Source organism: Marinifilum sp., assembly GCF_965230805.1.
In the GTDB taxonomy this organism is placed as follows: domain Bacteria; phylum Bacteroidota; class Bacteroidia; order Bacteroidales; family Marinifilaceae; genus Marinifilum.
Genome location: NZ_OZ246019.1, coordinates 2,186,386 through 2,210,427, shown reverse-complemented (window position 1 = coordinate 2,210,427; position 24,042 = coordinate 2,186,386). Strand labels below are relative to the sequence as shown.

At 36.6% G+C, this 24,042-nt stretch carries 18 protein-coding genes and 1 riboswitch; of the genes, 8 read left to right on the top strand and 10 right to left on the bottom strand.

Features of this window, described 5'->3' with window-relative positions; translation table 11 throughout:
* Nucleotides 1-373 precede the first annotated feature (373 nt).
* The 7 genes from ACO05S_RS08860 to hemB all read left to right on the top strand — a co-directional run bounded on the left by ACO05S_RS08860 (nucleotide 374) and on the right by hemB (nucleotide 6,424).
* A complete protein-coding gene (locus ACO05S_RS08860; RefSeq protein ID WP_421921152.1) occupies nucleotides 374-1,402 on the top strand; it encodes a CobW family GTP-binding protein in 1,029 nt (342 codons plus the stop codon).
* An 84-nt stretch (nucleotides 1,403-1,486) separates the two neighbouring features.
* Nucleotides 1,487-1,606: a GTP-binding protein gene (locus ACO05S_RS08855; protein ID WP_421921151.1), complete on the top strand. Its 120-nt coding sequence runs from the start codon at nucleotides 1,487-1,489 to the stop codon at nucleotides 1,604-1,606.
* Between the two features lies 1 nt (nucleotide 1,607).
* Nucleotides 1,608-2,684 carry a GTP-binding protein gene (locus ACO05S_RS08850; RefSeq protein WP_421921150.1) on the top strand — a complete coding sequence of 359 codons (1,077 nt, stop codon included), beginning with the start codon at nucleotides 1,608-1,610 and terminating at the stop codon, nucleotides 2,682-2,684.
* A gap of 186 nt (nucleotides 2,685-2,870) precedes the next feature.
* Nucleotides 2,871-3,506: an ABC transporter ATP-binding protein gene (locus ACO05S_RS08845; protein WP_421921149.1), complete on the top strand. Its 636-nt coding sequence runs from the start codon at nucleotides 2,871-2,873 to the stop codon at nucleotides 3,504-3,506.
* Nucleotides 3,507-3,508: 2 nt separating this feature from the next.
* A complete protein-coding gene (locus tag ACO05S_RS08840) occupies nucleotides 3,509-4,903 on the top strand; it encodes an FtsX-like permease family protein (RefSeq protein ID WP_421921148.1) in 1,395 nt (464 codons plus the stop codon).
* A gap of 2 nt (nucleotides 4,904-4,905) precedes the next feature.
* Nucleotides 4,906-5,376 carry a hypothetical protein gene (locus ACO05S_RS08835; RefSeq protein WP_421921147.1) on the top strand — a complete coding sequence of 157 codons (471 nt, stop codon included), beginning with the start codon at nucleotides 4,906-4,908 and terminating at the stop codon, nucleotides 5,374-5,376.
* 73 nt (nucleotides 5,377-5,449) lie between these two features.
* Nucleotides 5,450-6,424 (top strand): porphobilinogen synthase, encoded by a 975-nt coding sequence (hemB, locus tag ACO05S_RS08830; protein WP_421921146.1) that lies wholly within the window; start codon nucleotides 5,450-5,452, stop codon nucleotides 6,422-6,424.
* A 230-nt stretch (nucleotides 6,425-6,654) separates the two neighbouring features.
* On the opposite strand, the gene ACO05S_RS08825 is transcribed toward hemB, so the two are convergent.
* From ACO05S_RS08825 to ACO05S_RS08780, 10 genes are all read right to left on the bottom strand, one after another.
* On the bottom strand, nucleotides 6,655-7,308 hold the full coding sequence (locus ACO05S_RS08825) for a response regulator transcription factor (protein ID WP_421921145.1): 654 nt from the start codon (nucleotides 7,306-7,308) through the stop codon (nucleotides 6,655-6,657).
* 94 nt (nucleotides 7,309-7,402) lie between these two features.
* Nucleotides 7,403-9,166, bottom strand: a complete 1,764-nt coding sequence (locus ACO05S_RS08820; RefSeq protein ID WP_421921144.1) for a histidine kinase — start codon at nucleotides 9,164-9,166, stop codon at nucleotides 7,403-7,405.
* Nucleotides 9,167-9,517: 351 nt separating this feature from the next.
* Nucleotides 9,518-12,100: a DUF3857 domain-containing protein gene (locus tag ACO05S_RS08815; protein WP_421921143.1), complete on the bottom strand. Its 2,583-nt coding sequence runs from the start codon at nucleotides 12,098-12,100 to the stop codon at nucleotides 9,518-9,520.
* Nucleotides 12,101-12,570: 470 nt separating this feature from the next.
* Nucleotides 12,571-13,482 (bottom strand): helix-turn-helix domain-containing protein, encoded by a 912-nt coding sequence (locus ACO05S_RS08810; protein ID WP_421921142.1) that lies wholly within the window; start codon nucleotides 13,480-13,482, stop codon nucleotides 12,571-12,573.
* A 230-nt stretch (nucleotides 13,483-13,712) separates the two neighbouring features.
* Nucleotides 13,713-14,660, bottom strand: a complete 948-nt coding sequence (locus tag ACO05S_RS08805) for an alpha/beta hydrolase (RefSeq protein ID WP_421921141.1) — start codon at nucleotides 14,658-14,660, stop codon at nucleotides 13,713-13,715.
* Nucleotides 14,661-15,439: 779 nt separating this feature from the next.
* Nucleotides 15,440-16,843, bottom strand: coding sequence for a leucine-rich repeat domain-containing protein (locus ACO05S_RS08800; RefSeq protein ID WP_421921140.1), 1,404 nt, complete (start codon nucleotides 16,841-16,843; stop codon nucleotides 15,440-15,442).
* A gap of 473 nt (nucleotides 16,844-17,316) precedes the next feature.
* The gene (locus tag ACO05S_RS08795; protein WP_421921139.1) at nucleotides 17,317-18,333 is read right to left on the bottom strand and encodes a branched-chain amino acid aminotransferase; all 1,017 of its coding nucleotides are present in this window, start codon (nucleotides 18,331-18,333) and stop codon (nucleotides 17,317-17,319) included.
* A 101-nt stretch (nucleotides 18,334-18,434) separates the two neighbouring features.
* A complete protein-coding gene (locus tag ACO05S_RS08790; protein ID WP_421921138.1) occupies nucleotides 18,435-19,229 on the bottom strand; it encodes a DUF2797 domain-containing protein in 795 nt (264 codons plus the stop codon).
* A 3-nt stretch (nucleotides 19,230-19,232) separates the two neighbouring features.
* A complete protein-coding gene (locus tag ACO05S_RS08785; protein WP_421921137.1) occupies nucleotides 19,233-19,736 on the bottom strand; it encodes a TlpA family protein disulfide reductase in 504 nt (167 codons plus the stop codon).
* Between the two features lie 231 nt (nucleotides 19,737-19,967).
* On the bottom strand, nucleotides 19,968-21,224 hold the full coding sequence (locus ACO05S_RS08780) for a peptidase U32 family protein (protein WP_421921136.1): 1,257 nt from the start codon (nucleotides 21,222-21,224) through the stop codon (nucleotides 19,968-19,970).
* Nucleotides 21,225-21,704: 480 nt separating this feature from the next.
* On the opposite strand from ACO05S_RS08780, the gene ACO05S_RS08775 reads away from it, so the two are divergent.
* On the top strand, nucleotides 21,705-22,982 hold the full coding sequence (locus ACO05S_RS08775) for a KamA family radical SAM protein (protein WP_421921135.1): 1,278 nt from the start codon (nucleotides 21,705-21,707) through the stop codon (nucleotides 22,980-22,982).
* 832 nt (nucleotides 22,983-23,814) lie between these two features.
* Nucleotides 23,815-24,024, top strand: a riboswitch (cobalamin riboswitch).
* The last annotated feature ends 18 nt before the right edge of the window (nucleotides 24,025-24,042 follow it).

The window sequence follows — 24,042 nt, the reverse complement described above, 5'->3', positions numbered from 1 at the left end:
CTACAAAATTTAATACTTGTAAAGTGCATAAAATCAATCGAATATAACTAAGAATTAAGGTTCTGGTGGGGCTACTCCATATTATAAACTCCGTATACCTTTTTTGGGGATACGGAGTTTTTTTATGGATCAAGCTAAAGTGTTAATAAACAAATCAAATCCCTTACTACGGAATAGCTTAAGCCAGTTTATTGTTTTAAGATGTAGATTATTTTAAACCATTCACTATATTTGCAACGGTGTTGCATTTGACTGGTTGTGGCAAATGTGAAGCCTAGGTAAATTTGGAATATAATGATATGCGTGAGCTGTGAACCTATGCAATAGAGCTTTTAAGAATCGCATATTTTACAAATTGTAAATAATCAAAGATATGGATATGAGAATTCCGGTAACAATTATAACGGGCTTTTTGGGAGCTGGTAAAACAAGCCTGCTCAATCAATTGATAAAAGACCAGCCTGAAAAAAAGTTTGCTATTATTGAGAATGAGTTTGGAGAAATAGGAATTGACGGAGGTTTGATTGTAGGCACAGACGAAAATATTTTTGAACTTTCGAATGGATGTATTTGCTGTTCGTTAAGCGAGGGTTTCTATGAAACAATCAAAAAGCTTTTAAATAGCCCTTATCCATTTGACCATTTGCTGATTGAAACCACAGGAATAGCCGACCCGGATTCGATTATTAAAGCATTCCTTGCATCGGAAAGTATACAATTAAATTTTAGGATCGACAGTGTTATTTGCCTTGCCGATTGTGAAAATATGGAAGACCTTTTAGAGGAGCAGGCTGAAGTTAGGAAACAACTGGCACTGGCTGATGTTGTGCTTCTGAATAAAGCAGATTGTGTTCAACAGGATTACTTGAGCCAATTGGAAAGCGTAATTGGCGGTATAAATCCCATGGCTAAACGATACAAGGCTGAATTTGCAAAAGTTGAAAATGTTAATTTATTGGATTTAAACGCTTTCTCGGCAAAAACCATTGAGAAGTCAACCATGTCATTTCAAAACTTATCGGTTTTTGGAGAAGGAATTATTAATCAATCGTCATTCGTAGCTAAGTCAGCACATCATCAGCATAAGCACGATATTAAATCATTGGGATTTATCATACCGGGAAGCTTTGATACGAAAAAATTTAATGTTTGGATGCAGAATTTTCTATTCTTTAACCAAGATACTGTATTCAGGGTTAAAGGGATTGTTAGTTTTTCCGATACCTCCGAAAAGCAAATTTTTCAAGCGGTTAGGAGTAATTTTATGATTGAAGATGGAGAAAACTGGGGAACAGAAACCCGTTTTAGTAAGCTTGTTTTTATAGGCAAAAGATTAGACCACGACAAACTGGAAGATAACCTTTATCAATTGTTAGAATCACCAGTACAGGAAAAGAATTAGGAAATTGAACATTTAAGGGATATCAGCAACAAAAGTTCCTGTATACCTTAGGGTGATAGTTGAATCGTATAAAAGCAAAACAAAATGACTAAAAAATTACCGGTTACAGTTTTAAGTGGATTTTTAGGAGCAGGAAAAACGACTTTGCTCAATCACATATTGCACAACAAAGAAAATCTGGCGTGCAGCAGTTATCGTAAATGATATGAGCGAAATAAACATAGATGCTCAATTGGTTGAAAACGAAAATGTACTGTCGCGTACCGATGAGAAACTGGTTGAGATGAGTAACGGTTGTATTTGCTGTACCTTGCGCGAAGATCTTGTAAAGGAAGTAGAAAAACTGGCACAACAAAATCGCTTCGACTATCTGTTTATTGAGAGTACAGGGATTAGTGAACCCATTCCTGTTGCTCAAACATTTACTTATGCTTTTGAGGAATCAGGAATTGATCTTACACAATGGGCAAGGCTAGATACTATGGTAACCGTAGTGGATGCTTTTAATTTTGAAAAAGATTTTGAAAGTCTGGATACCATAGCCAAGCGTGGCATGAATGATGATCCGGAGGATCAACGCACCATTGTAAACTTATTGACAGACCAGATTGAATTTGCAAATGTGATCATCATTAACAAAGCCGATTTGATTGGCAATGAAAGATTAGAACAACTTAAAGCGGTAATTCATAAACTGAATCCCGTTGCCAAAATATTGGTATCGAGCTATGCAAAAATTAATCTTGAAGAGATCGTAAACACGGGGCTTTTTAATTTTGAAGAAGCTGCATCAGCTGCAGGTTGGATGAAAGAACTTGAGGGAGAGCATACTCCCGAAACCGAGGAATACGGGATTTCTTCCTTTATTTTTCGTAACAAGCGTCCTTTTCATCCCGGACGATTCTGGCATTACGTCAATTTGGAATGGGATGGAGCCATTATCCGAAGTAAAGGGTTGTTTTGGATTGCCTCTCGACCCAAGGAGGCCATAAACTGGAGTCAGGCCGGAGGATCGCTTCGAGCAGACAAAGCAGGGGTATGGTGGGCTTCACTCGATATCATAGAGCGCAATCAACATCCTGCTTTTCAGCAGAACGAGGAATATATTATGAGCAAATGGGATAAGCGTTTTGGCGATAGGCAAAACGAACTTGTAATCATTGGTCAGGATTTGGACGAAGAGGCGATAAGGCAAGAATTGGAAGCTTGCTTATGTACCGAATCAGAAATTAGAGCGATGGAATTGAATACGCACGAATTTGAGGATGAATGGCCTCTTTAATGATTGTTAACGAAGAATATACTCAAAAAAGCAAATATGCGACTTGTTTTTATCTGTAAGATGCAAACCGCAAGATCAGAATAATCATTGTCGTGTGTTGAATCATGCTCGTTTCATGGTAATACTGCAATTGGTACTTCTAATCTGTAAAAATCAAAAACAATAAAACATACGAATTGAATAATTATGGGCTATATCAAAACGGAAGGTCTTTCCTATCAATATCCAGAGGGTAAGATCTTTAATTTCCCCGATTTAAAAGTTGAGGAAAATGAATCCTGGCTGCTTACAGGAAACTCAGGCAGTGGAAAAACTACATTGCTTCATTTAATTGCCGGTATTTTAATTCCGTCAAGCGGAACTCTGGATATTGCCAATACATTGCTTCGCGATTTAAAACCTACAGAACTTGATATTTTCAGGGCAAAACACTTTGGTATGATTTTTCAGAAAAACTATTTTATCGAGGCCTTAAGTATGCACAAAAACCTATTGTATTTTACCGAATTATCGGGGAATAATGCAGACCTAGAGTTTATGGATAAACTGTTAAATGATTTAGGCATAGCTGATTTGGTTCTTAAGAAACCAGCCACTTTAAGTAGTGGCGAACTTCAGCGCTTTTCAATTGCACGAGCAATGATCAATAAACCTGGTATTATTTTGGCCGACGAGCCTACATCAAGTTTGGACGATGACAATTGCAAACGGTTTACCGAACTAATAATGAGTATTTGTAAAACTTACCATGTTACACTTCTGCTTGCAACGCACGATGCACGATTAAAAAAAGAATTTACAAACAAAATCCAACTAAATTAAGTATGCTAACCATCCTAAAAATAGCAGTGGCAAAATTGCTTCATAAGCCATACAATAGTGCATTAAGTGTGCTTTTATTTGCAATTGGAGTAGCACTTATTTCGCTTATCATCAAAACAGAAAGTTTTCTCAACAATCAATACAAAAGCAATTTGGGAGGTATCGATTTGGTAGTTGGAGCTAAGGGGAGTCCATTGCAGCTCATCTTATCTTCGGTACTGCATATTGATGCCCCTACAGGAAATATCGCGCTTAGCGAAGTGGAAAAAGTTCAAAGAAATCCTTTGGTGAAACATAGCATTCCAATTGCTTTGGGCGATAGTTATAAAGGATTTCGTATTGTAGGTACTCATAAGGATTATTTAAAATTATACCAATGCGATTTTGAGGAAGGTAGTTCATTCAACGAACCTTTAGATGCTGTAATTGGAGCAAATGTTATCAAAAAAACAGGATTGAAGATCGGAGATACATTTACCGGGGTTCATGGCTTTTTAGAAGAAGGACACAGCCACGACGATTTTCGATATACGGTAAGAGGAGTACTCAAGAAATCAGGAAATGTTACTGACAATCTGATTTTAACACCTGTTGAAAGTGTTTGGATGGTGCATAGCCACAAGCATGAGCATGGTGAACATGGAGAAGAACATGTTCATGGTGAATGTTGCGATCACGATCATCACGGACACGGAGAAGAAGAACATCATGAGACATGTATGCATGAGCATGAAAATCATATCCATGAAAATGAAAAACTGGAACATTTGCAACATAAAATCTCGCATGGAGAAGAATTGAATGAAGAAGAGGCTAGCTTGTATCTGGAACTGAAAGGCGAATTGGTTGTTAAAAACACAAAAGCATCCGAAGCCATTACTGCTTTGCTGGTGTTTTATAAAAGTCCACAGGCAGCAATAAGCCTGCCTAGGGCAATTAATCAAAACACCACAATGCAAGCCGCTTCTCCTGCAATCGAAATAAACAGGCTTATTTCGCTTTTGGGAATGGGACTTAATACCTTAAGGCTGTTGGCATGGATCATCATATTAATTTCATCAATCAATATTTTTATTTACCTGCTAAATCTATTTAATCAAAGCATTTTCGAAATTGCGCTTTTGCGTCTTGCAGGGGCTTCGCGACTTAAAGTCGTAGCTTTGCTTTATGCTCAGGGAATTATTATGGCAGTTTCAGGCTGGTTTACAGGTATAATTGCTTCGTACTTGATTTGGATGTATTTGCCTCAGTTTTACCTTGGAACTTCGTTCGATTCCGGCGTTTTTTACAAAGAATTGATTCTATTGGTATTTTGTGCGGGCATAGGTTTGTTGGCTGCCTTTATACCTGCAATAAAGGCCTATAAGAACAACCTGCATTTTACTTTAAGCCATTAATCATGAAGATAAAATTCCTTGTATTTTATTTTGTTATAAGTTCTGCCTTTTCGATAAATGCACAAAAGCTAACGAATGATAAAGTTTGGGATGTACTACTGAATGATGTTAAGATCAGATACTTTTATTCCCTTACGTACGAAACATTGCTACCAAGACCAAAATTTGGTAAGGAATTAAAACGATTAGATGGACAATCTCTAAAAGTGAAAGGATTCTTTCTGCCTGTTAATATCACCGGAAACATATTTGTACTTTCATACAATCCCATGAATACATGCTTTTTTTGTACAGGCGATGGACTTCAGACCATAATTGAATTAAACGTTTCGCCCGAGCATTTGCAAAGATTTAAGCGCTTAAAAACAGATGATTATTTTGAAATAGAAGGGAAATTAAGACTCAATACGAAAGATTCAGAACATCTGATTTATATCATGGATGAGGTTGAATTTGTAAAACTAATAAAATAGAAAACAAGATGTTATTGGGAGAGAACAACAAACTGTTTTTAATATTTCCAATACACCAAAATCATACGAAATAATGATGCTAAACAGACCCAGAAGAAACAGAAAGTCGGAAGCCATAAGACAGATGCTTTGTGAAACCAGATTGGATGTTGCTCATTTAGTGTATCCACTATTTATTGTAGACGGCAATGGCATTCAAGATGAAATAAAATCGATGCCAGGTAATTACAGATGGTCTTTAGATTTGATTCTAAAAGAAATAGACTCTTGTATTGCACTAGGCATTCAGCAATATGTATTGTTTCCCGCAGTTAAAGAGCATTTAAAAGATAGCATTGCTTCTTATAGCTATTCCAATGATAACTTCTATTTACATGCCATTAATAAGATTAAGACCACATTTCCGCAAATTACTCTGATTTCGGATGTTGCCATGGATCCATATTCATCCGATGGGCATGACGGTTTTGTAAGCAATGCTAAGATTGAAAATGATGCTAGCTTGCCCATTTTGTCTAAAATGGCTATTGCCCAGGCACAAGCCGGAATCGATATGATTGGTCCATCTGATATGATGGATGGAAGAGTTGCTTACCTTAGAGAAGATCTGGATAAGGCAGGTTTTATGGATACAAGTATCATTTCCTATACAGCCAAATACGCATCGGCTTATTATGGCCCTTTTCGGGATGCTTTAGATTCTGCACCAAAAGCAGGAGATAAGAAAACCTATCAAATGAATCCTGCCAATAAGATGGAAGCACTAAGGGAGGCAGAACTGGACACAATGGAAGGAGCTGATATTTTAATGGTGAAGCCCGCTACATTGTATTTGGATGTAATCCAGTTGCTGAAACAGAATTCACATTTACCTATTGCAGCATATAATGTAAGTGGAGAATGCTCTATGCTAATGGCAGCTGCCCAGAAAGGTTATCTGGATTATGAAGCAGCAATGCAGGAAATGTTGATTAGCATCGCAAGAGCTGGAGCAGATATCATTTTAACTTATTTTGCGAAAGATTATGCCGGATTGATCAAGGGATAACAACGAATATTTTTTATCGAACTCAGGCTAATACCTACGAGTGTCACCCACGAAAAACAATCCGGATAGCGATAAAACTATCCGGATTGTTTTGAACTTTTTGAGAGCCAATCTTTTTGTACAAATACGCTTCCATACTTTATTTAAGTCTTTTATACATGCTTGCTTTTGTTCAAAAAACTTGGGAAGCAATATGAGTAGTTATTCATTCAATCAAAAGAGGGAAACATCTAATCAATTTCTACTTCGATAATTCTATTTTTAATGGCATATTTTACCAATTCGGCGGTTGTATTCAATTTAAGCTTGCTCATGATATGATTTTTATGGCAATCAACCGTACGTACACTTATGTTTAACTGCTCGGCAACCTCTTTGTTCATTAATCCATCGGCTACCAATCGAAGCACTTCAATTTCCCGTCGCGTTAACTCATTGCAGTTCTTTTCAGCTTTATTGTCTCGCATTAAGCTTCGCATAATGATATTACTAATGGACTGATTAAAATACTCGTTTCCTAAACTCACCTCGCGAATGGCATTCTTCAACTCATTTCCGGCAATATCCTTTGGTAAATATGCCTTAGCTCCAACCTCCATTGCACGTAGAATAAACTCTTTGTTATTATGCATAGATAGGATAATCGTTCGAATGCATGGATGCATTTCGCCCAGATACTGAGTAAGTTCAATGCCATTTTTTCCTGGCATACTAATGTCTGTGATTACGATATCCACCGGCACTTGGTTGATTTCCATAATCAAATCATCTGCCTTGCTGTATTCTCCTACAATCCGAACATCTTCGGTATTGTGTAACAAAGATTTCAAGCCATCACGAAATAGTTTGTGATCATCTACCAAAACAACATTAATCTTTTTCATCTGTTTGTAGTTTTTTCCATTTGTCAGATGGAAGTTGCAAGATCAAAATAATCATTACAGTGTATGTTTAATAATTATTTTAATCATACTCGTTTTATACCAATAATTTTGATAACGGAATTTTGCACATTACCCTAAACCCTACAGGTTGAATATTCTTTAAAATTGCTTGCCCACCTAAAATCGAAATTCGCTCCTTAATATTTGATAATCCATTTCCATTTTTTTTATTATCATTTAAACCAATGCCATCATCTTCGATCTTGAAGAAAAGAAAATCAGACTTTTGATAAATAAAAATGCTTACTTTGCCGGCATTGGCATGTTTTATAATATTACTAAGAGCTTCTTGAGCAATTCTGTATAGATAGGTTTCAGACTTCTTGCCTATTTGGGGTAGTAAGTCTTCGTGAACTTCCAAATTCGTTTGCAAATGGGTATTCTCTTCGATCTGATGGAGCAAACTGCATAAGGCATCTTTCAACCCGAATTCACGCAATACTGCTGGCATTAAATCGTTCGACATCACTCTAATTTCAGCCAGCAAATCGGAAAGCATTTCCCTGGATTTTTTCAATACTTCTACCGAATTTTCGGTAGCCGCATTTTCCAGATGCATTTTAATTGCAAGAACCGTTTGAGCCAAACCATCATGCAGTTCTCTGGCAAGGCGGTTCCGCTCTGTTTCCTGTCCATCTATCATCGATGATATGCTTTGATCTTTTGCAAGCTGAATATTCTCTTTTTGCTCCTTGATCTTACTGGTCATTTGATTAAATGCGGTTACCAATTCCTGAATTTCGCCTTCGGCTTTGATATCCGAAACAGGCTCGTAAATTCCCGATGAAACCTTTTCTGTCTCGGCTTGCAGTTTCCTTATGGGAGCAGTTATATTGCTTGCAATAATGCTAACAACACCCAATAGCAACAAACTAAGAATAATTAGAATGTATACCATTGAGTTTCCGTAATTCCGAATCGGAATCATGGCTTCCTGATGATCCATTTCAGCTAAAATAGCCCAGTTCAAGTCAGGTAAATTCATCTTGCTAAAGGAACTCAATACCTTTATACCTCTGTAATCCTGAAAAATGGCTGAACCGATACTGTCCTTGTATGCCAATTTTACGCCTTTGGTTGCCGACTTTAAGGTAAACACAGCATTCTCTTTAAATCGGCTTGCACTTCTTAGGAAATGGTCTTCGCCAACCAAATAAGCTTCGCCGGATTCGCCAAGGCCATTTAAGGGATTTCTATCGAGCATAATAGCATTAATACCATCCATATTAAGGCTAAAGGCGATGACTACACTTTGTTGTTTAATTTTTATCGATTGACAAATTAATACTTCAGTATGCAGCTTATCCGTGTTTACAAACAGTTCATGAATCGAAATCCCGTTGCCGGCAAGCAAACTAGAGAATAATTGTTTATACTCGGCAGTAATGGATGCGCTACTTATGCTCTCTGCCCTGCCATCGATATTAAAAGCAGTGTTTTCGAGCTCCGACAAGTAAATGTAAATGTTGTGATAGGTGTTGTTATTCGATAGTAATGAGGAAAAAGCCTTATTGATAATGCTATGCTCAATTTTGTCGTGTAATAATTCAGGGGTGATTTTTTGCAATGAAGGTTGAAAATCAAGATTACACAATGCTTTTACTTCATTTATTCTTTGTTGAAAGAAATGTTCAACTCGCTTTTGTTTTTCAATTCTAACAGACGTAAGCTGATTGTAAGTGCGCAATATTAAAGCATCTTTTGCCTGTTTATAGGCAAAAACACCAACAATTAGTATCGATAATAGATTTAGGACTACAAAGTTTACAAGAAGTTTTTTAGCCAATGATTTTCTCATACCCAATTGCGCTTAAGTAATATGTGCTTATGCCAGTATTACCATTAAATCTGTCTCCTTCACTTGTCCTTTTGAGTTTATTCTTCCTAAAAAATATCGCCCCAGCTAAGCTTATACATTTATTTTTTAGCCTGGCTAAACTCAAAACACTTACAACAATTGAAGAATCATTTCACAATAAAACTGGTATTAGATAAGCGCAAAGGTATTATATTCTATTCAAACAGCTGTCGAAAACGATTGAATAATTGTTCCCAATCATTCCATATCTTGAAATTTCATAAGAAAATGCCAACGATTAAGGTATGATTTTGGAAAAACAGGCTGTTTATTAAAGCATGTTAAAGTTTTTCAGCTATAGCTTGATGATCTTACCACCTCTTCCATTTTCTGAACTTCTTCATCCTGCACTTCCGTCTGTTCTTTCTTTAGTCTTTTTACAAAGGTCTCTTTAACACGTTGCGATTTCATCATGTATGGAATCCATATGGCAGCACTAATAATACTTCGAGTGAGTGCATTTTCGTCTATACTTTCGAATCCGGCAATTTCTGCGGACCAAATATTGTCTAATATGATTCCTGCAAGAATAGCTACCCTAAAGTAGATATAGAGTTTTGGGAAAGTAGTTCGTTTTTTGTGCATCAATACAATCATGAATATTGCAAAGATGATGATTCCCATATTAAACATCAATTCATAAAAATAAAGTGAGCCGGCTAAAAAAGGATTATCAGTATACATGGCAATAAACTGATCCCACATGCCTTTGTTAAAATAATCGTTATCAATTAAAATGTAAGTTATAGAAAAAGGAGTGACATAAAGTCCAAGAGCCACCAGTCCCAGCCATCCGCCAATGCTCTCTCGAATCGACCCATAGGATACCTCACGCGGAATGTCCCAGCGGTAGAGTTTACGAAGGAAGAAGAAACTTGCAAGCAGCAGCAGTAGACTCACAAAAATAGCCGGGCCAAAGATTTTAAATTCAGGATCGACATCCATTCCCCACTGAACCGGATATTCGCACTTGTCGGACAAACGATCGTAATCTTTATAGTAAGCCTTTAATTTATCTAGAGGCACATGGTCTTTCAAGCTTTTGTATTTGTAGCTAACCGTTACAAAATTTGACAGCATATTATTTGAAACGCTGTAATTAAAATGAAAGAATTCGTTGATGATACTGTCTTGTTCCTCCATAAATCCAACCTGCTTGTGCTTTGGAAAGTGAAGGTTCATTTTCAATTCCACATCAATGGGATGAGTTATTTTTAGGGGTGCGCTTCTTACCTTATCATTGGTTGAGTTTAAAAACTCGTACATATTGTAAGGGAAATAGCTCGAATACAACTCTATGCTGTCAGCTCCCCTATGTTCCCACGGGCTTTCTATTTCGTACTTTTCAATAATTCGGAAAATATTCTTTTCAGGATTGTCACGAAAAATCAAAGATGAATCGTTTTTCCAATTCATGTTTTGGTAGAATCGGGTGCAGTAATCCAAATAAGCATCTTTGTTGTTAGCCAATGAGATTCCCAGGTTCCAGCTTCTTCGATCGTTGGCAATTTGTCCGCTAAAATGGCTAACTACCTCGTATCTGATCTTTGAAATGCTATCGGTAAACCAAAAATTTTCGTTGATTAGCACTTTTCTGAGCTGGTCTTCGGGGATGAGTTCCAAATCGCTATCACCCTTGTCAATCACAAGAGCTTTTCCATACATCGGATTCTGCAATTGATCGATTCCACCCTTCTGATTGTTATAGGTAGGATCTACCCAATAGGTTTTACCTTTCCAGTTGATTTTTACAATTACATGGTTGAAAGCAAAAGGCGAAGGAGCGTAACGATCGACATATCTTTTGGCCGTGGTATTCACAATTGCCGGCCATGCCTCTATACCTATCTGCCTAAGCATATAGCATAGCAAATATGACTTGTCTTTGCAATCGCCAAACCGTTGTTTAAATACCTTTTCGGGATGGTGTGGTTTATGCGAATTTACACCATTGCTCATGCCCAGATACCTAATTTCATCCTGAACAAAACGGATGATCTGAATGAGACCTTCATCGGTGGGGCTGTATTTTTTTTGGGCAATGAACCTGCTAATCATCGGACATTTTACATCCATAGGATAGAGTTTCTTCATAAATGCACGCACCTCTTTCCAGTTTTGGAATGAACTGATTTCGGAAGCCGGATAAGGATCGTACCATTCCGGACTATCTTCATCGGTAAAAATTGGGGCTACATTTTTTAAATCCCAGGATAGCGATTGCACGCCATTTCGAGAATTTCGTATAGGCTCAACTCCTCCATACAGGTTTTTCACCAGATATTTTTTATGCTTTGGCAACAACATCTGATAATACATGTGTTGAACTTCGGAACTGTAAGCCTGAGTATGGTAATTGTAAAAATGATCCTTAAATAAAGGATTGGCTCCCTTTAAGGTATATTCGTATTCAAGAATATCGCCAACCTGCACATCTTCGAGTATGCTCACCGCCGAATAACTTCCGTCATAGATGTAGCGCTCCGCATTCTTCTCGTTTCTGATGAGTTCGATTTTATTTCTGTTGAGTTTATCGATGATTTTGCCATTGCGATACAGCCTGATGGTATGGATATACAATTCCTGATGGCTTGGATCGAAAGTAAAATACAATTGTGAGTTGGCCTGTACGGCATCTTCATTATTTAAGCGAATGCAGTAACGGTAATTGTACTCTTGGGTAATCACGTTGTCCTGCCAATCGAGCAACAGATAACTCACCGAGCCCTCGTTTTTATAATCATGTGCTTTTGGATCGAATTTAATCTTGGTTTTCCAAACCGGAGAAGCTTTAATCTTAAATGTGGGAGTGGAAAAAGATAAACTGGATTGAGCCGTGAAGATCAGTAGCAAAAAGAGTTGAATTAGTTTCATTGCGTATGCTTTTAACAGGATTAGGAGCTCTTAATTTATCAAAAAAACTAATGCAATATCTCTGACTTGCTAAATTAGAATGATTCCTGTTTGCTGTATCACAGCATGGAGGTCTTTCCTACAGGACTGATTTCAAAAAGAGCCTGAGCCGCTTATCAGAGCCTTTTTAAAGGCATGAAGTATTTGCAGCTTGCTTTTTAAGCTTTTACAAAGAGGTGTGTGGATGCAAAGTAGGAGATAGTAGGCTTCACCTATCAAACTGCGTAAAAATTGAAGAGGTCTATAACTAACGTGAGTTCGAGGTAACCTCATCCCTATCGCCTATTCTGTTTATACATTGCGTGCCTTGAATGAGCAGAGCACATTTATCCGTAAGCTCTGGAAAAAGTTTTAACATGCAAATGCTTCCCCAAAAGAGTTAATAAATAAGTATAATCGAATGCTTTCGTATGGGTATGCATTGGCTGGATTTAGTTCAGATTTCGATATTCAGCAGGAGACATTCCCGTTTTCTTCTTAAACAATTTACTAAAGTACTGGGGATATTTGAATCCCAGATCATAGGCAATTCCGCTAATCGAATTTTTTGTGCTTAAAAGTTTATGCTTGGCAAGCTCCACCACATAGTAATGTATATGTTCTTGTGTGCTCTTACCTGTTTCTTTTTTTAATAAGTCGCACAAATAGTTTGGAGATAAATGAACTTGTTCGGCACACTGCTTTGCAGTGGGTAGTCCATTAGTTTGTTGCTTTTTAGATTTAAAATAATTGGTTAAATACTCTTCCAATTTTACGATAACATCCTGATTGAGTTCTGAACGAGTAATAAATTGCCTTTCGTAATAACGCAAGCAATGATTTAACAAAAGTTCAATAGCTGAAACAATTACGGCTTTGCTGTGTTTGTCAATTGGATGATTTAATTCTTTGTTGATATCTGACATAATGTTTCCCAAGGTACATTTTTCTTCATCAGATAGGTGTAATGCTTCCTTTAGCGTGTAGTTAAAAAATGTGTACTCTTTTATTTTTGAATTTAAAGAAGTACCTCTTATCAGATTCGGATGGAAACTTAACCCCCAGCCATATACATCTTCATGGTTTATATTTTCCAAAGTTAAAACTTGGCCAGGTGCCATAAAGAATAGACTACCATCCTGAAAATCGTAATTATTCCTACCATACCTCAAGCTTCCGGGCACTAAATTTTTTAAGATAATGCTATAAAAATTATAATTAATTTTTTCCACTCCAAAATTTTCAAATACTTGGTAGTTGATTTTTGAGAAATCAATTATACTTATTAAAGAATGCTTAGGCTTATCCTGATTGAGCAATTTATTTAATTCACTTATATTTTCTATTCTGATTATATTGCTCATAATCCTTTCTTTTTTAAACAAAAAAAACAGCTGGTTAAAGTTACTGATAAGAATTTATTAAAAGTAATTAATAACCAACTGTTAAAGCTTATAATCTATGATTAATTTATATCATAGAGTTGTTTTTTCATCTGTATGTAATTTTCACTATTTGCCAGATGTAAACCGCAAGATTAAAATAATCAATACCGTGTATGTATAGTAATTATCTTATTCATGCTCGTTTCAGATTATTTTATTTGCTCTTTGAAGAAATCTGAAATTTCATCAGAAATTCTCGCTACATGCTCTGGCTTCCAATATAAATCGAAGTGTCCTTCACCTTCAATAACCGTTACTTTTTCAGGATTGGTTGCATTTACGAATTTAATAGCTCCACCTTTTGAAACAGCTTGATCTCCATAAGCTACATATTTAGGTGTTGATTCAAGTAATTTTGTATAATTGAAAATTGAAAATCCGTATAAAGTGTAAGACTCATTTAAACATCCCTTATTCTTCCAGTTTGGAACGTCACCAGGTTTTCCCGGTAGATAATAATCTCTCATACCTATTGAAATAGGGTCAGCCATTTTAATTTCTTCCTCAGTTTCAGGTACGGGTTTTATATAAAAGTCTTCTCCCGATTCAAATTGTGATTGTGCAGCCGGTAGGGTTGGAGCAATTAAAGTGGCTCTAAACTTATCAGAACCGCCCATTAAATCAACCAATTCGTTAAGATCTAACAAGTATGGGCTGATCATTGCCAAGCCTTTAATTCTGGTATCAAATGCTGTTTCATAAGCGGCCCATCCTGTTCCCATGCAAATACCTAGGTTAAAAACATTATCCTTGTTTGTTGCATCAAGAGTCATCACGTAGTTTACGGCATTTCTGCAATCTCGCACCTGATAGTCAGGGTGAACAACAAAAGGTCTGCCTCCACTTTCTCCCCATCCTCTTGGATCAAAGGTTAGTGTCAGAAATCCTTTTTTACTAAGCGCCTCTGCATAAATACCTGCGGTTTGTTCTTTCACACCTGTTGCAGGAGGAGTAACAATTACTGCTGGATAGTTTTTACCTACTTCATAATCGGCTGGTAAAAATAAATGTGCTGCAATTTTTTCACCATCGCTGGTAAAGCTTACCATGTTTTTACCTGCTTTGAAAGTCTGTGCTTTCGTCTCTGCTAATGTCATCTTAAATAATGTTATATTAATTAATACTATCGTTTAATAACTTTAAATGTTACATGTATAAAAGTACTCCGATCTTAAATAAGTATTTAATACTAATCCCTGATAGTTGTATACTAATCTCTGAAATGACAAGCGTATTATTTTGTATCAGACCGCATGCCCGTTTCATGCTGATACTGGAATAATAAGTGAATATTGCTAGTGTGAAGAGTGTTAATAAAACGAATTAAAGTTTTTGAAAATATTTTTCTTTTTACAAGGCAAGGTTTACAGGCATAGCCGTAGCTACGGCGAAAAAGCTTAACGCAGTAGAAAGGAAAATAGGTCAAAAAATTAGTTCGGGGAATTAGCATTCTTTATACTAGTATGGGCTAAGGCTTGCGCATTACGGCAGTCTGTCTAAAAAGTAATAAATCTGCCCAATTAAGACTTAAATAACCTGAGTTAGACGTAAAATTCTATCCACAGAAAGTTATATTTGCGATAGATTTGCATTAAAAATTTGGAAAGAATAGCGGGCTATTTTGAGGAATTTTTAATGTGAAGATGTCGTAAAGAGAACTTTCCATTATGTGTTTGCCTGCTTTCGGCATAAATTTCCTCAAATCTTCTTGAAATATCCCGATATTCCTTCGAAAATTTGAGAAAATTTCTACTCAAAATCAGATCAAACTCTGAACGAATTTTACCTCGAACTCACGTTAAATACAGCAGTTTTAAGGATACATAAATCTTATCCTTCTTTAAGCTTTTCTAAAAACTTGAATCGAGTATGCCTATTATTTTGCAATGAAATTGTTGCCCAATCTTTTCTTTAATATTTTATAATCATTCGATTTAGAACATGGTGAACCTTTAATATTTACTTTATTTAAAGGAAGAGTTGCAAACCCTTCAGGAAGAGATGTAATGCCGGAATTGCTAAAATCAACCTCTTTTAATGAAGTTAATTTTGTCACAGATCCCGGAAGAGATTTGAAATCATTGTAACTCAAGTTAAGCTTTTGAAGCTTGTTCAAGTTACTAATTGATTCAGGAATTATTGTAACCGTGTTCATTGCAATACTTAAACTCTTTAAACTTGTCCAATTTGTAATAGGGCTTATATCGATAGGAGATTTTGAACCTATATTGACCTCTTCTAAAGTTGTTATATTTTCTAAACCAGAATTATCAATATTTTTAAAACAATTTCCTATGGCATTTAACTTTCTCAGGTTTGAGAGATTACCGAGATATGGTAAAGTTGTTAAGTCCGAATTTCTTAAATCAAGCTCTTCAATACTTCTTACTTTAAGAATATTAGGTGAAATATAGTCAGTAGATTTAACTTGACATTTACGGATCGTATTGTTCAAACTAAATTCTTCTGAAAACTCAACTTTTTTACCTTGAGCTGTTAATAGTTGAAATTCATACAAATCAAGCTTTGCTATGGATGCCGGCACTATTTCGAGACTATAATTTCCAATGTCCAATCGTTTAAGGTTAACGAATAACCCTATCTTTTCAATCATTTCCAAACTGATCCCATCACAATGAAGCATCAAATAGTATACATTTTCAGGATCTTCTAAGGCGTCCTCTAATTTAGTGAAGAAACGCTTATCTTTATACACTTTTTGTTTACTGTACTCTTGCCATTTCTCCCAACTCATATCTACTTTGTTAACATTTAAATTGTTTTGGATATCAGCTACATTAATTTCGAGCTTACCTGATACTGTAAAAGTTGATATACTTTGTGATAATTGATAAACACTCTTATTGCTAGCATATGCCTCTTTAATAAGTTTAGGCGATTGGTTTTGCTTATAACTAAATTGGTATTTGCCAGATGAATTTAGTTTAAAAAGGCGGCTTTTTAGATTACGCCTTTCACCAGGCATTAATTTAAGAATTGATTTCTCGGTATATTTACCTTCGTGTCCATCATTGAAATTATATATTTCTAAAGGTTTCCCTTCAACACTAATTGTCCACTCTTCAGTATAAGAATCCCAAGAAGTATACCTTGAATCGAAATAGCTGATTGGCTGATTCGTATTGTTTACTATGAATACTTCTACAAGTACGTTATCAAAAACTTTATAAGGTGGTGGTGTTTCAATCTTTAACTCAACTTCTTGAGCAACTGAAACTGTTGCAATAAACAATAAAAGGATACAAAATAAATTTTTCATAGAACAATTATGTATTTAATATTAAAATTTGAATTTGTGTATTATATAACTACTAGTTTATTGTTTTTAGAAATCTATCTTAGGCTATAATGGTTAAATGGAGATTATTAGTTTTAATATCCTCGCAAACTTAACTATTAACACTTGAAATACCGCAATAATTAAAGCATAGCATTTTTATGATACTAATTATTGTTGATTTTTGAAATAGACAGGCTTTTTAAAAAATGTGAGTTTATAGCTTGAATGTCTCCTACATTTATCTGTAAGCTTTGGAAAATGCTTAAATATGCAAATATTTGGTTCAATTAGCTAACAATAAGTATTCTATTTTCCCCGACCAAGCCCATGCTTGGTCTCGTTCTCGAATAGATGGTTAGACAATTGCTCAAAGCGATTAGAAAAGAGGGAACTCCCAAAAGAATTCCCTCTAGTATCATAAAAACCAAAGGCTAACTGCCAATAGCTAATTCTTAAAACTCGATAATTGTATTCCAATTGTGCTTGTCTTCAACAGTACCATACTGAATTCCGCGAAGAGTTTCATAAAGCTTAAAGCTTACTTCTCCGGCTTCATCACCATAATTATAATCAATGTTGTTGTCTGCATCAACAATTTTGCGAATTGGTGAAATTACAGCTGCTGTACCACACGCTCCTGCTTCTGAAAAATCTGCTAACTCTTCAACAGTGATAGGACGACGCTCCACATTCATCCCCAAGTCCTTAGCAATCTGACACAAGCTCTTGTTTGTGATCGAAGGAAGAATTGTATTTGATTTTGGAGTCACATAGCTGTTATCCTTTATTCCGAAGAAGTTAGCCGGGCCACACTCATCGATGTATTTCTTTTCCTTAGCATCTAAGAATAATACTGCCGAAAAACCTTCGCCATGTGCTCTATTACCACCTCTTAATGAAGCTGCGTAATTGCCACCTACTTTGTAAGTTCCTGTTCCTTGCGGAGCTGCTCGGTCGTATTCACGATAAATAACGTAATCGGTAGGTTTAAACCCTTCTTTAAAATATGGCCCCACAGGCATTACAAATACAGCAAAAGTATATTCGTCTGAAGGTTTTACTCCTACTTGTGCACCATTACCAAACAACACCGGACGAATGTAAAGAGAAGCTCCTGATTCATATGGAGGAACCCATCTTTCATTTAATTTAATCGTTTTGATTACAGCTTCGCGAAATAAATCGAAAGGCATTTCAGCCATCATAATCCCGTGAGATGAACTCTGAAGACGCTTGCCATTTTCATCGATACGGAAAACTCTAACTTTACCATCAGGCCCTTTAAATGCTTTTAGACCTTCAAATGCTTGCTGTCCGTAGTGCAAACCTGTAGATGCAATGTGAACATTGATTTGATCAGATGAAGAAACTTCTAATTCTCCCCATTTTCCATCACGATAGTGACAACGAACGTTGTAATCAGTTTTAGTATATCCAAAACCAAATTCTTTCCAGTTAATGTTTTCCATTTCAGATTTGAATTTATCGATTAATGATATTGCATATTTTTTATCCAGACAAATGTATTAAGAAATTTGATCTATTTGCCTACAGTTTTATACTTTTTTTCTTATTCTGCTTTCAATTCGATAAGATATCCGTTGTGTTTTCGAATATTTATAACTTTACCTCCTTCAAAAATTAGATACTGCCCTTTTATTCCTTTCAGTATCCCTGTAAATTCCTTCGTTTTATCAAAACCGAAACTAGTAATCTTTTCAGGAACTTCATCAACCGGATAGTTAATATCATAAACCTTATCCTCACTGCAAACATACTGCCTTAGCTCTGGATGCAAATTCTCTACAGCCTTTTTCTTCTCTTCCAACAAATCAGTATCTGCAGATCCATCTTGCTTCAACATTTCTCTCCAATTGGTTTTATCGGAAAAATGCTCTTTCAAAGCTACCTCAATTACACCAGCTATATGTCGGTTTGGTGTTTTAGCTAGTTTGATTGCCCTGCTTGCCCCTTGATCAATCCAACGGGTCGGTATTTGCGATTCGCGGGTTACTCCAACTTTTACATGGCCTGAATAGGCCAAATAAACGTAATGCGGACGTAAGAAATTCTCTTTTGCCCATTCCATATCCCGCGAAATACCCAAATAAGACAAATCCAATTCAGGACGAACAATACTCGGATCGGTTTGTGGTAAAATCATAAAACATGAATAACAATATCCTTGCGAAAAGGATGTTTTTGTCTTTACACCGCAATGGATGCAGTTGATCTGATCCAAATATTTTAAACTAATCTCTTTCCCAATTAGTGAGTTCATATCTCTTAGGCCATCGCCAATAGGCAAATGATATTGCACCTTCTCACCCAATTGAGTGTGCATTTTCCTGATATTTCCTTGCATGAATTATAAATTTTCCTGAATGGTTTTCATCATCTCATCCAACTCCTTCCGATCGAAACCTACTCCTTGCCAGATGATCTTTCCTGATTTATCGACAATAAAGTTACGAGGAATGTACTGATTGGCAAATTTTGAATAGACTTCTCGCTTAGGATCCGGAGCAATAGGGAAAGTAAAGCCTTTCGTCTTGTTCCACTTCATTAATTCCTCTTTGCTATGCTGACGTCCAATCGAAATCATTACAAAATTTTCATCTTTAAATTTTGGCCACAATTGCTTTTGAACTTCAGGCAACTCCTTCATGCATGGCCCGCACCAGGTAGCAAAAAAATTGATCAATACAACTTTGCCCTTTAGCTTATTAATAGCCATTTCTTCTCCATCAAGAGTAGTGACTGTGAATTCAGGAACATTATCTCCCTTTTTTAGTAAAGATCCTTGGTGATTGTTGGCTGTAAGGGATAGCGCAACAAATAAGGACATCAATGTTAAAACAAATTTATTCATGTCTGTTTTGCTTTAATTATTTTGGATTCCATTTAAAGTCGCATGAAGTCATCCTAAAACCTTAACCCCAGCAGATGCGACTATTAAAAAACTACAATATCACCTTGGGCGTTGCCCTAGGCTATAATCATTTTAACTTTTCAGGGTAATTCTTTATTACTGAATAATTTCTTTGGACTATTTGACCTTTCGACTGTTTGACTGTTTGAATCTTCAACTTTTCCACACTTTCTACTGTATCAGATCATTGCTTACTTCAACAATCTTGTATAGTTTGTCTGATCGACGAATCATTGTATCCAGAGCAATTGAGAAGCTATCTCCTTTAACTGCTTTTTCAACTGGTTTTAGATCTACACGGATCTCTTTAATTGTTGTTTCTACAACTCCTGTTGTTGGGCCTGTAATTAGTATATTATCGCCAACCGCAAGTTCATTCGATTCCAAAAGGAATTCGGCTACTTTAATCTTGCCAAAGTAATTGGTTCCCTTTCCCACCAACATTTTACGCTTGGTGGCACGGTTTCCATATTCGTTACTCCATTCTCCCAACTTTTGTCCAAGGTAATATCCATCCCAAAACCCACGATTGAAAACCGTTGACAAACGTTCCATCCAGACCTCAATTTTTTCTTTGTTATAAGATTCATCCAAATAGGAATCAACTGCTTCGTTGTAACAACTAACTACAGTCTTCACATATTCCGGAGAACGTGCGCGACCCTCGAATTTAAGAACTCGGACTCCTGCATCCAACATTTTATTAAGAAATCCAATGGTACACAAATCTTTTGGTGACATGATGTATTCATTATCAATTTCCAATTCGTTACCAGATTCTTTTTCCCTTACCGAATAAGCTTTTCTACAGGTTTGCATGCATGCTCCGCGGTTTCCTGATGAATTTTTTTCATGCAAACTCAAATAACATTTTCCTGACACTGCCATGCACAAAGCTCCATGAGCAAACATTTCAATCTGAACCAATTCTCCTTTAGGACCGCGAATATCTTGCTCTTCAATCTGATCGTAAATGGCTTTTACCTGATTCAAATCTAACTCTCGAGCCAAAACCACCACATCGGCAAATTGGGCGTAGAATTTAAGCGCTTCAATATTGGTGATATTGCACTGTGTCGAAATGTGTACCTCAACATCAATCGATCGTGCATACATAATTGCCGAAACATCCGATGCAATAATAGCAGTAAGTCCGCTCTCCTTTGCTGCATCAACAATTTTATACATCAATTTGATATCATGATCGAACAATACGGTATTCACTGTTAGGTAAGATTTTACATGCTTCTCTTTGCAGATGCTTGCAATTTTTTGCAGATCTTCAAAGCCAAAGTTATTTGCCGATCTTGATCGCATATTTAATTGTTCGATACCAAAATATATCGAGTTCGCTCCCCCCTGAATAGCTGCCATTAAGGATTCATAAGATCCTACCGGAGCCATTAAGTCTATATCACTTCTTTTCATTAAAAATAAGAGTATGAAAAATATTTATTTAGAACGCCGGCACAAGCTGTTAAATTAAGCATTTAACACAACACAGCCTTCTTCCTGATCCTCAGCAAAAGTAATCTTTATAGCTCATTCCTGCAATATAAATTAGAGCTACACTAAGGTTAAATCTAACAGGATTACAAATACTTAAGCTCCAAACAAGCTTGTTTAAAAATTTTAATTATTATACTTTTGTGCCACAGCTATTTGATACGCTGGGATACTAGTCTTCCTTTACATCTGACGATGAGCAGTTTATGTGGAAATTATCCCAATTTTTCCCTATCTTAAAACTGGGGAATCTCATTTGTAGCCTTTTTTAACTCAAACGAGTTACACACACGTCATGCTACCATATCCTAATAGCTTGTTTGTTAATAGAATAATTGCAACTAGGGGGCAATCGTTTTCAATAATCGATGGCTGCTAAAACATTAAACTGGATATTAGCCTATGAAGTATAGAGCTTACACACTGAAGACCTTTAAAAAAATTCCTCAGATTAGTAACCTGAGCGACGAACAAATTTTTGACATTGAAGTTGTTGGAGAGGTTCTTCCTTTTAAAGCAAATAATTACGTTGTAGATGAATTGATTAATTGGGATAAGTTCGAAAATGATCCGATTTTCATCCTTACTTTCCCTCAAAAAGATATGCTTTCGGCCGAACATTACAACAGAATGGCTGAATTGGTAAGAAGTGGTGCTTCAAGACCTGAAATCACAAAAGCTGCCAACCAAATTAGAATGGAGTTGAACCCTAATCCGGCAGGACAGGTACACAATGTTCCTGAACTTAACGGAGAAAAATTAGTTGGCATTCAGCACAAATACGACGAAACCATGTTGTTTTTCCCATCGCAGGGACAAACTTGTCATGCATACTGCACTTTCTGTTTTCGTTGGCCGCAATTTACAGGTATTGATGAGCTGAAATTTGCCATGAAGCAGGTGGATTTAATCATTGAGTATTTGCGTCAAAACCCGTCAATTACTGATTTGTTGTTTACAGGCGGCGATCCAATGGTGATGAAATCAAAGGTATTCGAACAATATATCGATGCGATTATTGCTGCTGACATTCCAAATCTTAAAACAATCAGAATTGGTACAAAAACATTAGCTTACTGGCCATATCGTTACACCAGCGATGATGATGCCGGGCAATTGTTGGATGTGTTCAAAAAGATTCATGATAATGGATTGAACCTTTCTGTAATGGCACACTTTAATCATATCAACGAAATGAGCAGCCAAGCTGTAGAGCAAGCTGTGAAAAATATTCGAGCTACAGGTGCGGTAATTCGTACTCAATCTCCATTAATGAAACACTTGAACTTTGATGCCGACATGTGGGCTCGCATGTGGAGAAAACAGGTAGACTGGGGAATGATTCCTTACTACATGTTTATTGCTCGTGAAACAGGTGCTCAAGAATACTTTGCCGTTACTTTGGAAGAGGCTTGGAATATATTCCGTAGAGCCTACTCTCAAGTTAGTGGTGTTTGTCGTACAGTTCGCGGACCAAGTATGTCGGCCAACCCCGGAAAAGTTCAGGTTTCCGGTATCAGCGAAATCAACGGAGAAAAGGTTTATGTTTTGAACTTTATTCAAGGAAGAAACTCCGACTGGGTTGGACGTCCATTCTTTGCAAAATATGATCCTAAAGCACTTTGGTTAGATGATTTGAAACCAGCTTTCGCTGATAAATTTTTCTACGAAGAGGCTTAAACCATCAAGATATTATATTTCAAGTTCTAGACCTGTCAGTTTCTGATGGGTCTTTTTTTTGAATTCAATATCAATTATTACCATCCCACAAGTCATGCTCTGACTGTCATCAAGCGGTAAATGTCAGGCTATGACTCGAAAAACACAACCTGCTTTCTGTCTTACATCTTCGAAACCTGGTTCCCGGCAGTAAACCATTGATACCCTCACTCCAGTGAGAGCATCAACCACAAAAAGAAGAACCATCCCACAAGTCATGCTCTGACTATTACCAAGCTGTAAATGTCAGGCTATGACTCGAAAACACAACCTACTTTCTATCTTACATCTTCGAAACCTGGTTCCCCGCAGTAAACCATTGATACCCTCACTCCAGTGAGAGCATCAACCACAAAAAGAAGAACCATCCCACTAGTCATGCTATGACTATCACCAAGCTGTTAATGTCAGGGTATGACTCGAAAACACCACCTGCTAACCGCGCCAATCTCCAGGAAATATCAACCACAAAAAAACACCATGCCCCAAGTTATGCTCTGACTATCACCAAGCTGTAAATGTCAGGATATGACTCGAAAACACCACCTGCATTCTGTCTTACATCTTCGAAACCTGGTTCCCCGCAGTAAACCATTGATACCCTCACTCCAGTGAGAGCATCAAACACAAAAAGAAGAACCATCCCCCAAGTCATGCTCTGACTGTCACCAAGCTGTAAATGTCAGGGTATGATTCTAAAAATGAAACTGGTATCAGAATTTTTAGTCTGATGTTATAAAACAATACCCACAGATATTTGATAAATTTCCTTTGGATTTGATTTAATAATAAATACTTTTGCCACCACAAAGGTTTTTCACTTTTACCGCTAAAAGTGTAAAATTAAAAGGGAATGCCGTGAGATTCGGCAACAGTTCCCGCTGCTGTAAGTTCCATTCCTTAGGGAAAAATTACTTAATATCCTACGCCACTGGTTAATTCAACCGGGAAGGCTTTTAAGTATGGAATAAGTCAGAAGACCTGCCTTTGTTGACAATAGATTTTGCAGTCTACGGGGATA

What these genes read in the sequence shown, in the direction of transcription:
- ACO05S_RS08860 (WP_421921152.1), top strand. Translation starts at nt 374, where the DNA reads ATGGATATGAGAATTCCGGTAACAATTATAACGGGCTTTTTGGGAGCT.
- ACO05S_RS08855 (WP_421921151.1), top strand. Translation starts at nt 1,487, where the DNA reads ATGACTAAAAAATTACCGGTTACAGTTTTAAGTGGATTTTTAGGAGCA.
- ACO05S_RS08850 (WP_421921150.1), top strand. Translation starts at nt 1,608, where the DNA reads ATGAGCGAAATAAACATAGATGCTCAATTGGTTGAAAACGAAAATGTA.
- ACO05S_RS08845 (WP_421921149.1), top strand. Translation starts at nt 2,871, where the DNA reads ATGGGCTATATCAAAACGGAAGGTCTTTCCTATCAATATCCAGAGGGT.
- ACO05S_RS08840 (WP_421921148.1), top strand. Translation starts at nt 3,509, where the DNA reads ATGCTAACCATCCTAAAAATAGCAGTGGCAAAATTGCTTCATAAGCCA.
- ACO05S_RS08835 (WP_421921147.1), top strand. Translation starts at nt 4,906, where the DNA reads ATGAAGATAAAATTCCTTGTATTTTATTTTGTTATAAGTTCTGCCTTT.
- hemB (WP_421921146.1), top strand. Translation starts at nt 5,450, where the DNA reads ATGATGCTAAACAGACCCAGAAGAAACAGAAAGTCGGAAGCCATAAGA.
- ACO05S_RS08825 (WP_421921145.1), bottom strand. Translation starts at nt 7,308, where the DNA reads ATGAAAAAGATTAATGTTGTTTTGGTAGATGATCACAAACTATTTCGT.
- ACO05S_RS08820 (WP_421921144.1), bottom strand. Translation starts at nt 9,166, where the DNA reads ATGAGAAAATCATTGGCTAAAAAACTTCTTGTAAACTTTGTAGTCCTA.
- ACO05S_RS08815 (WP_421921143.1), bottom strand. Translation starts at nt 12,100, where the DNA reads ATGAAACTAATTCAACTCTTTTTGCTACTGATCTTCACGGCTCAATCC.
- ACO05S_RS08810 (WP_421921142.1), bottom strand. Translation starts at nt 13,482, where the DNA reads ATGAGCAATATAATCAGAATAGAAAATATAAGTGAATTAAATAAATTG.
- ACO05S_RS08805 (WP_421921141.1), bottom strand. Translation starts at nt 14,660, where the DNA reads ATGACATTAGCAGAGACGAAAGCACAGACTTTCAAAGCAGGTAAAAAC.
- ACO05S_RS08800 (WP_421921140.1), bottom strand. Translation starts at nt 16,843, where the DNA reads ATGAAAAATTTATTTTGTATCCTTTTATTGTTTATTGCAACAGTTTCA.
- ACO05S_RS08795 (WP_421921139.1), bottom strand. Translation starts at nt 18,333, where the DNA reads ATGGAAAACATTAACTGGAAAGAATTTGGTTTTGGATATACTAAAACT.
- ACO05S_RS08790 (WP_421921138.1), bottom strand. Translation starts at nt 19,229, where the DNA reads ATGCAAGGAAATATCAGGAAAATGCACACTCAATTGGGTGAGAAGGTG.
- ACO05S_RS08785 (WP_421921137.1), bottom strand. Translation starts at nt 19,736, where the DNA reads ATGAATAAATTTGTTTTAACATTGATGTCCTTATTTGTTGCGCTATCC.
- ACO05S_RS08780 (WP_421921136.1), bottom strand. Translation starts at nt 21,224, where the DNA reads ATGAAAAGAAGTGATATAGACTTAATGGCTCCGGTAGGATCTTATGAA.
- ACO05S_RS08775 (WP_421921135.1), top strand. Translation starts at nt 21,705, where the DNA reads ATGAAGTATAGAGCTTACACACTGAAGACCTTTAAAAAAATTCCTCAG.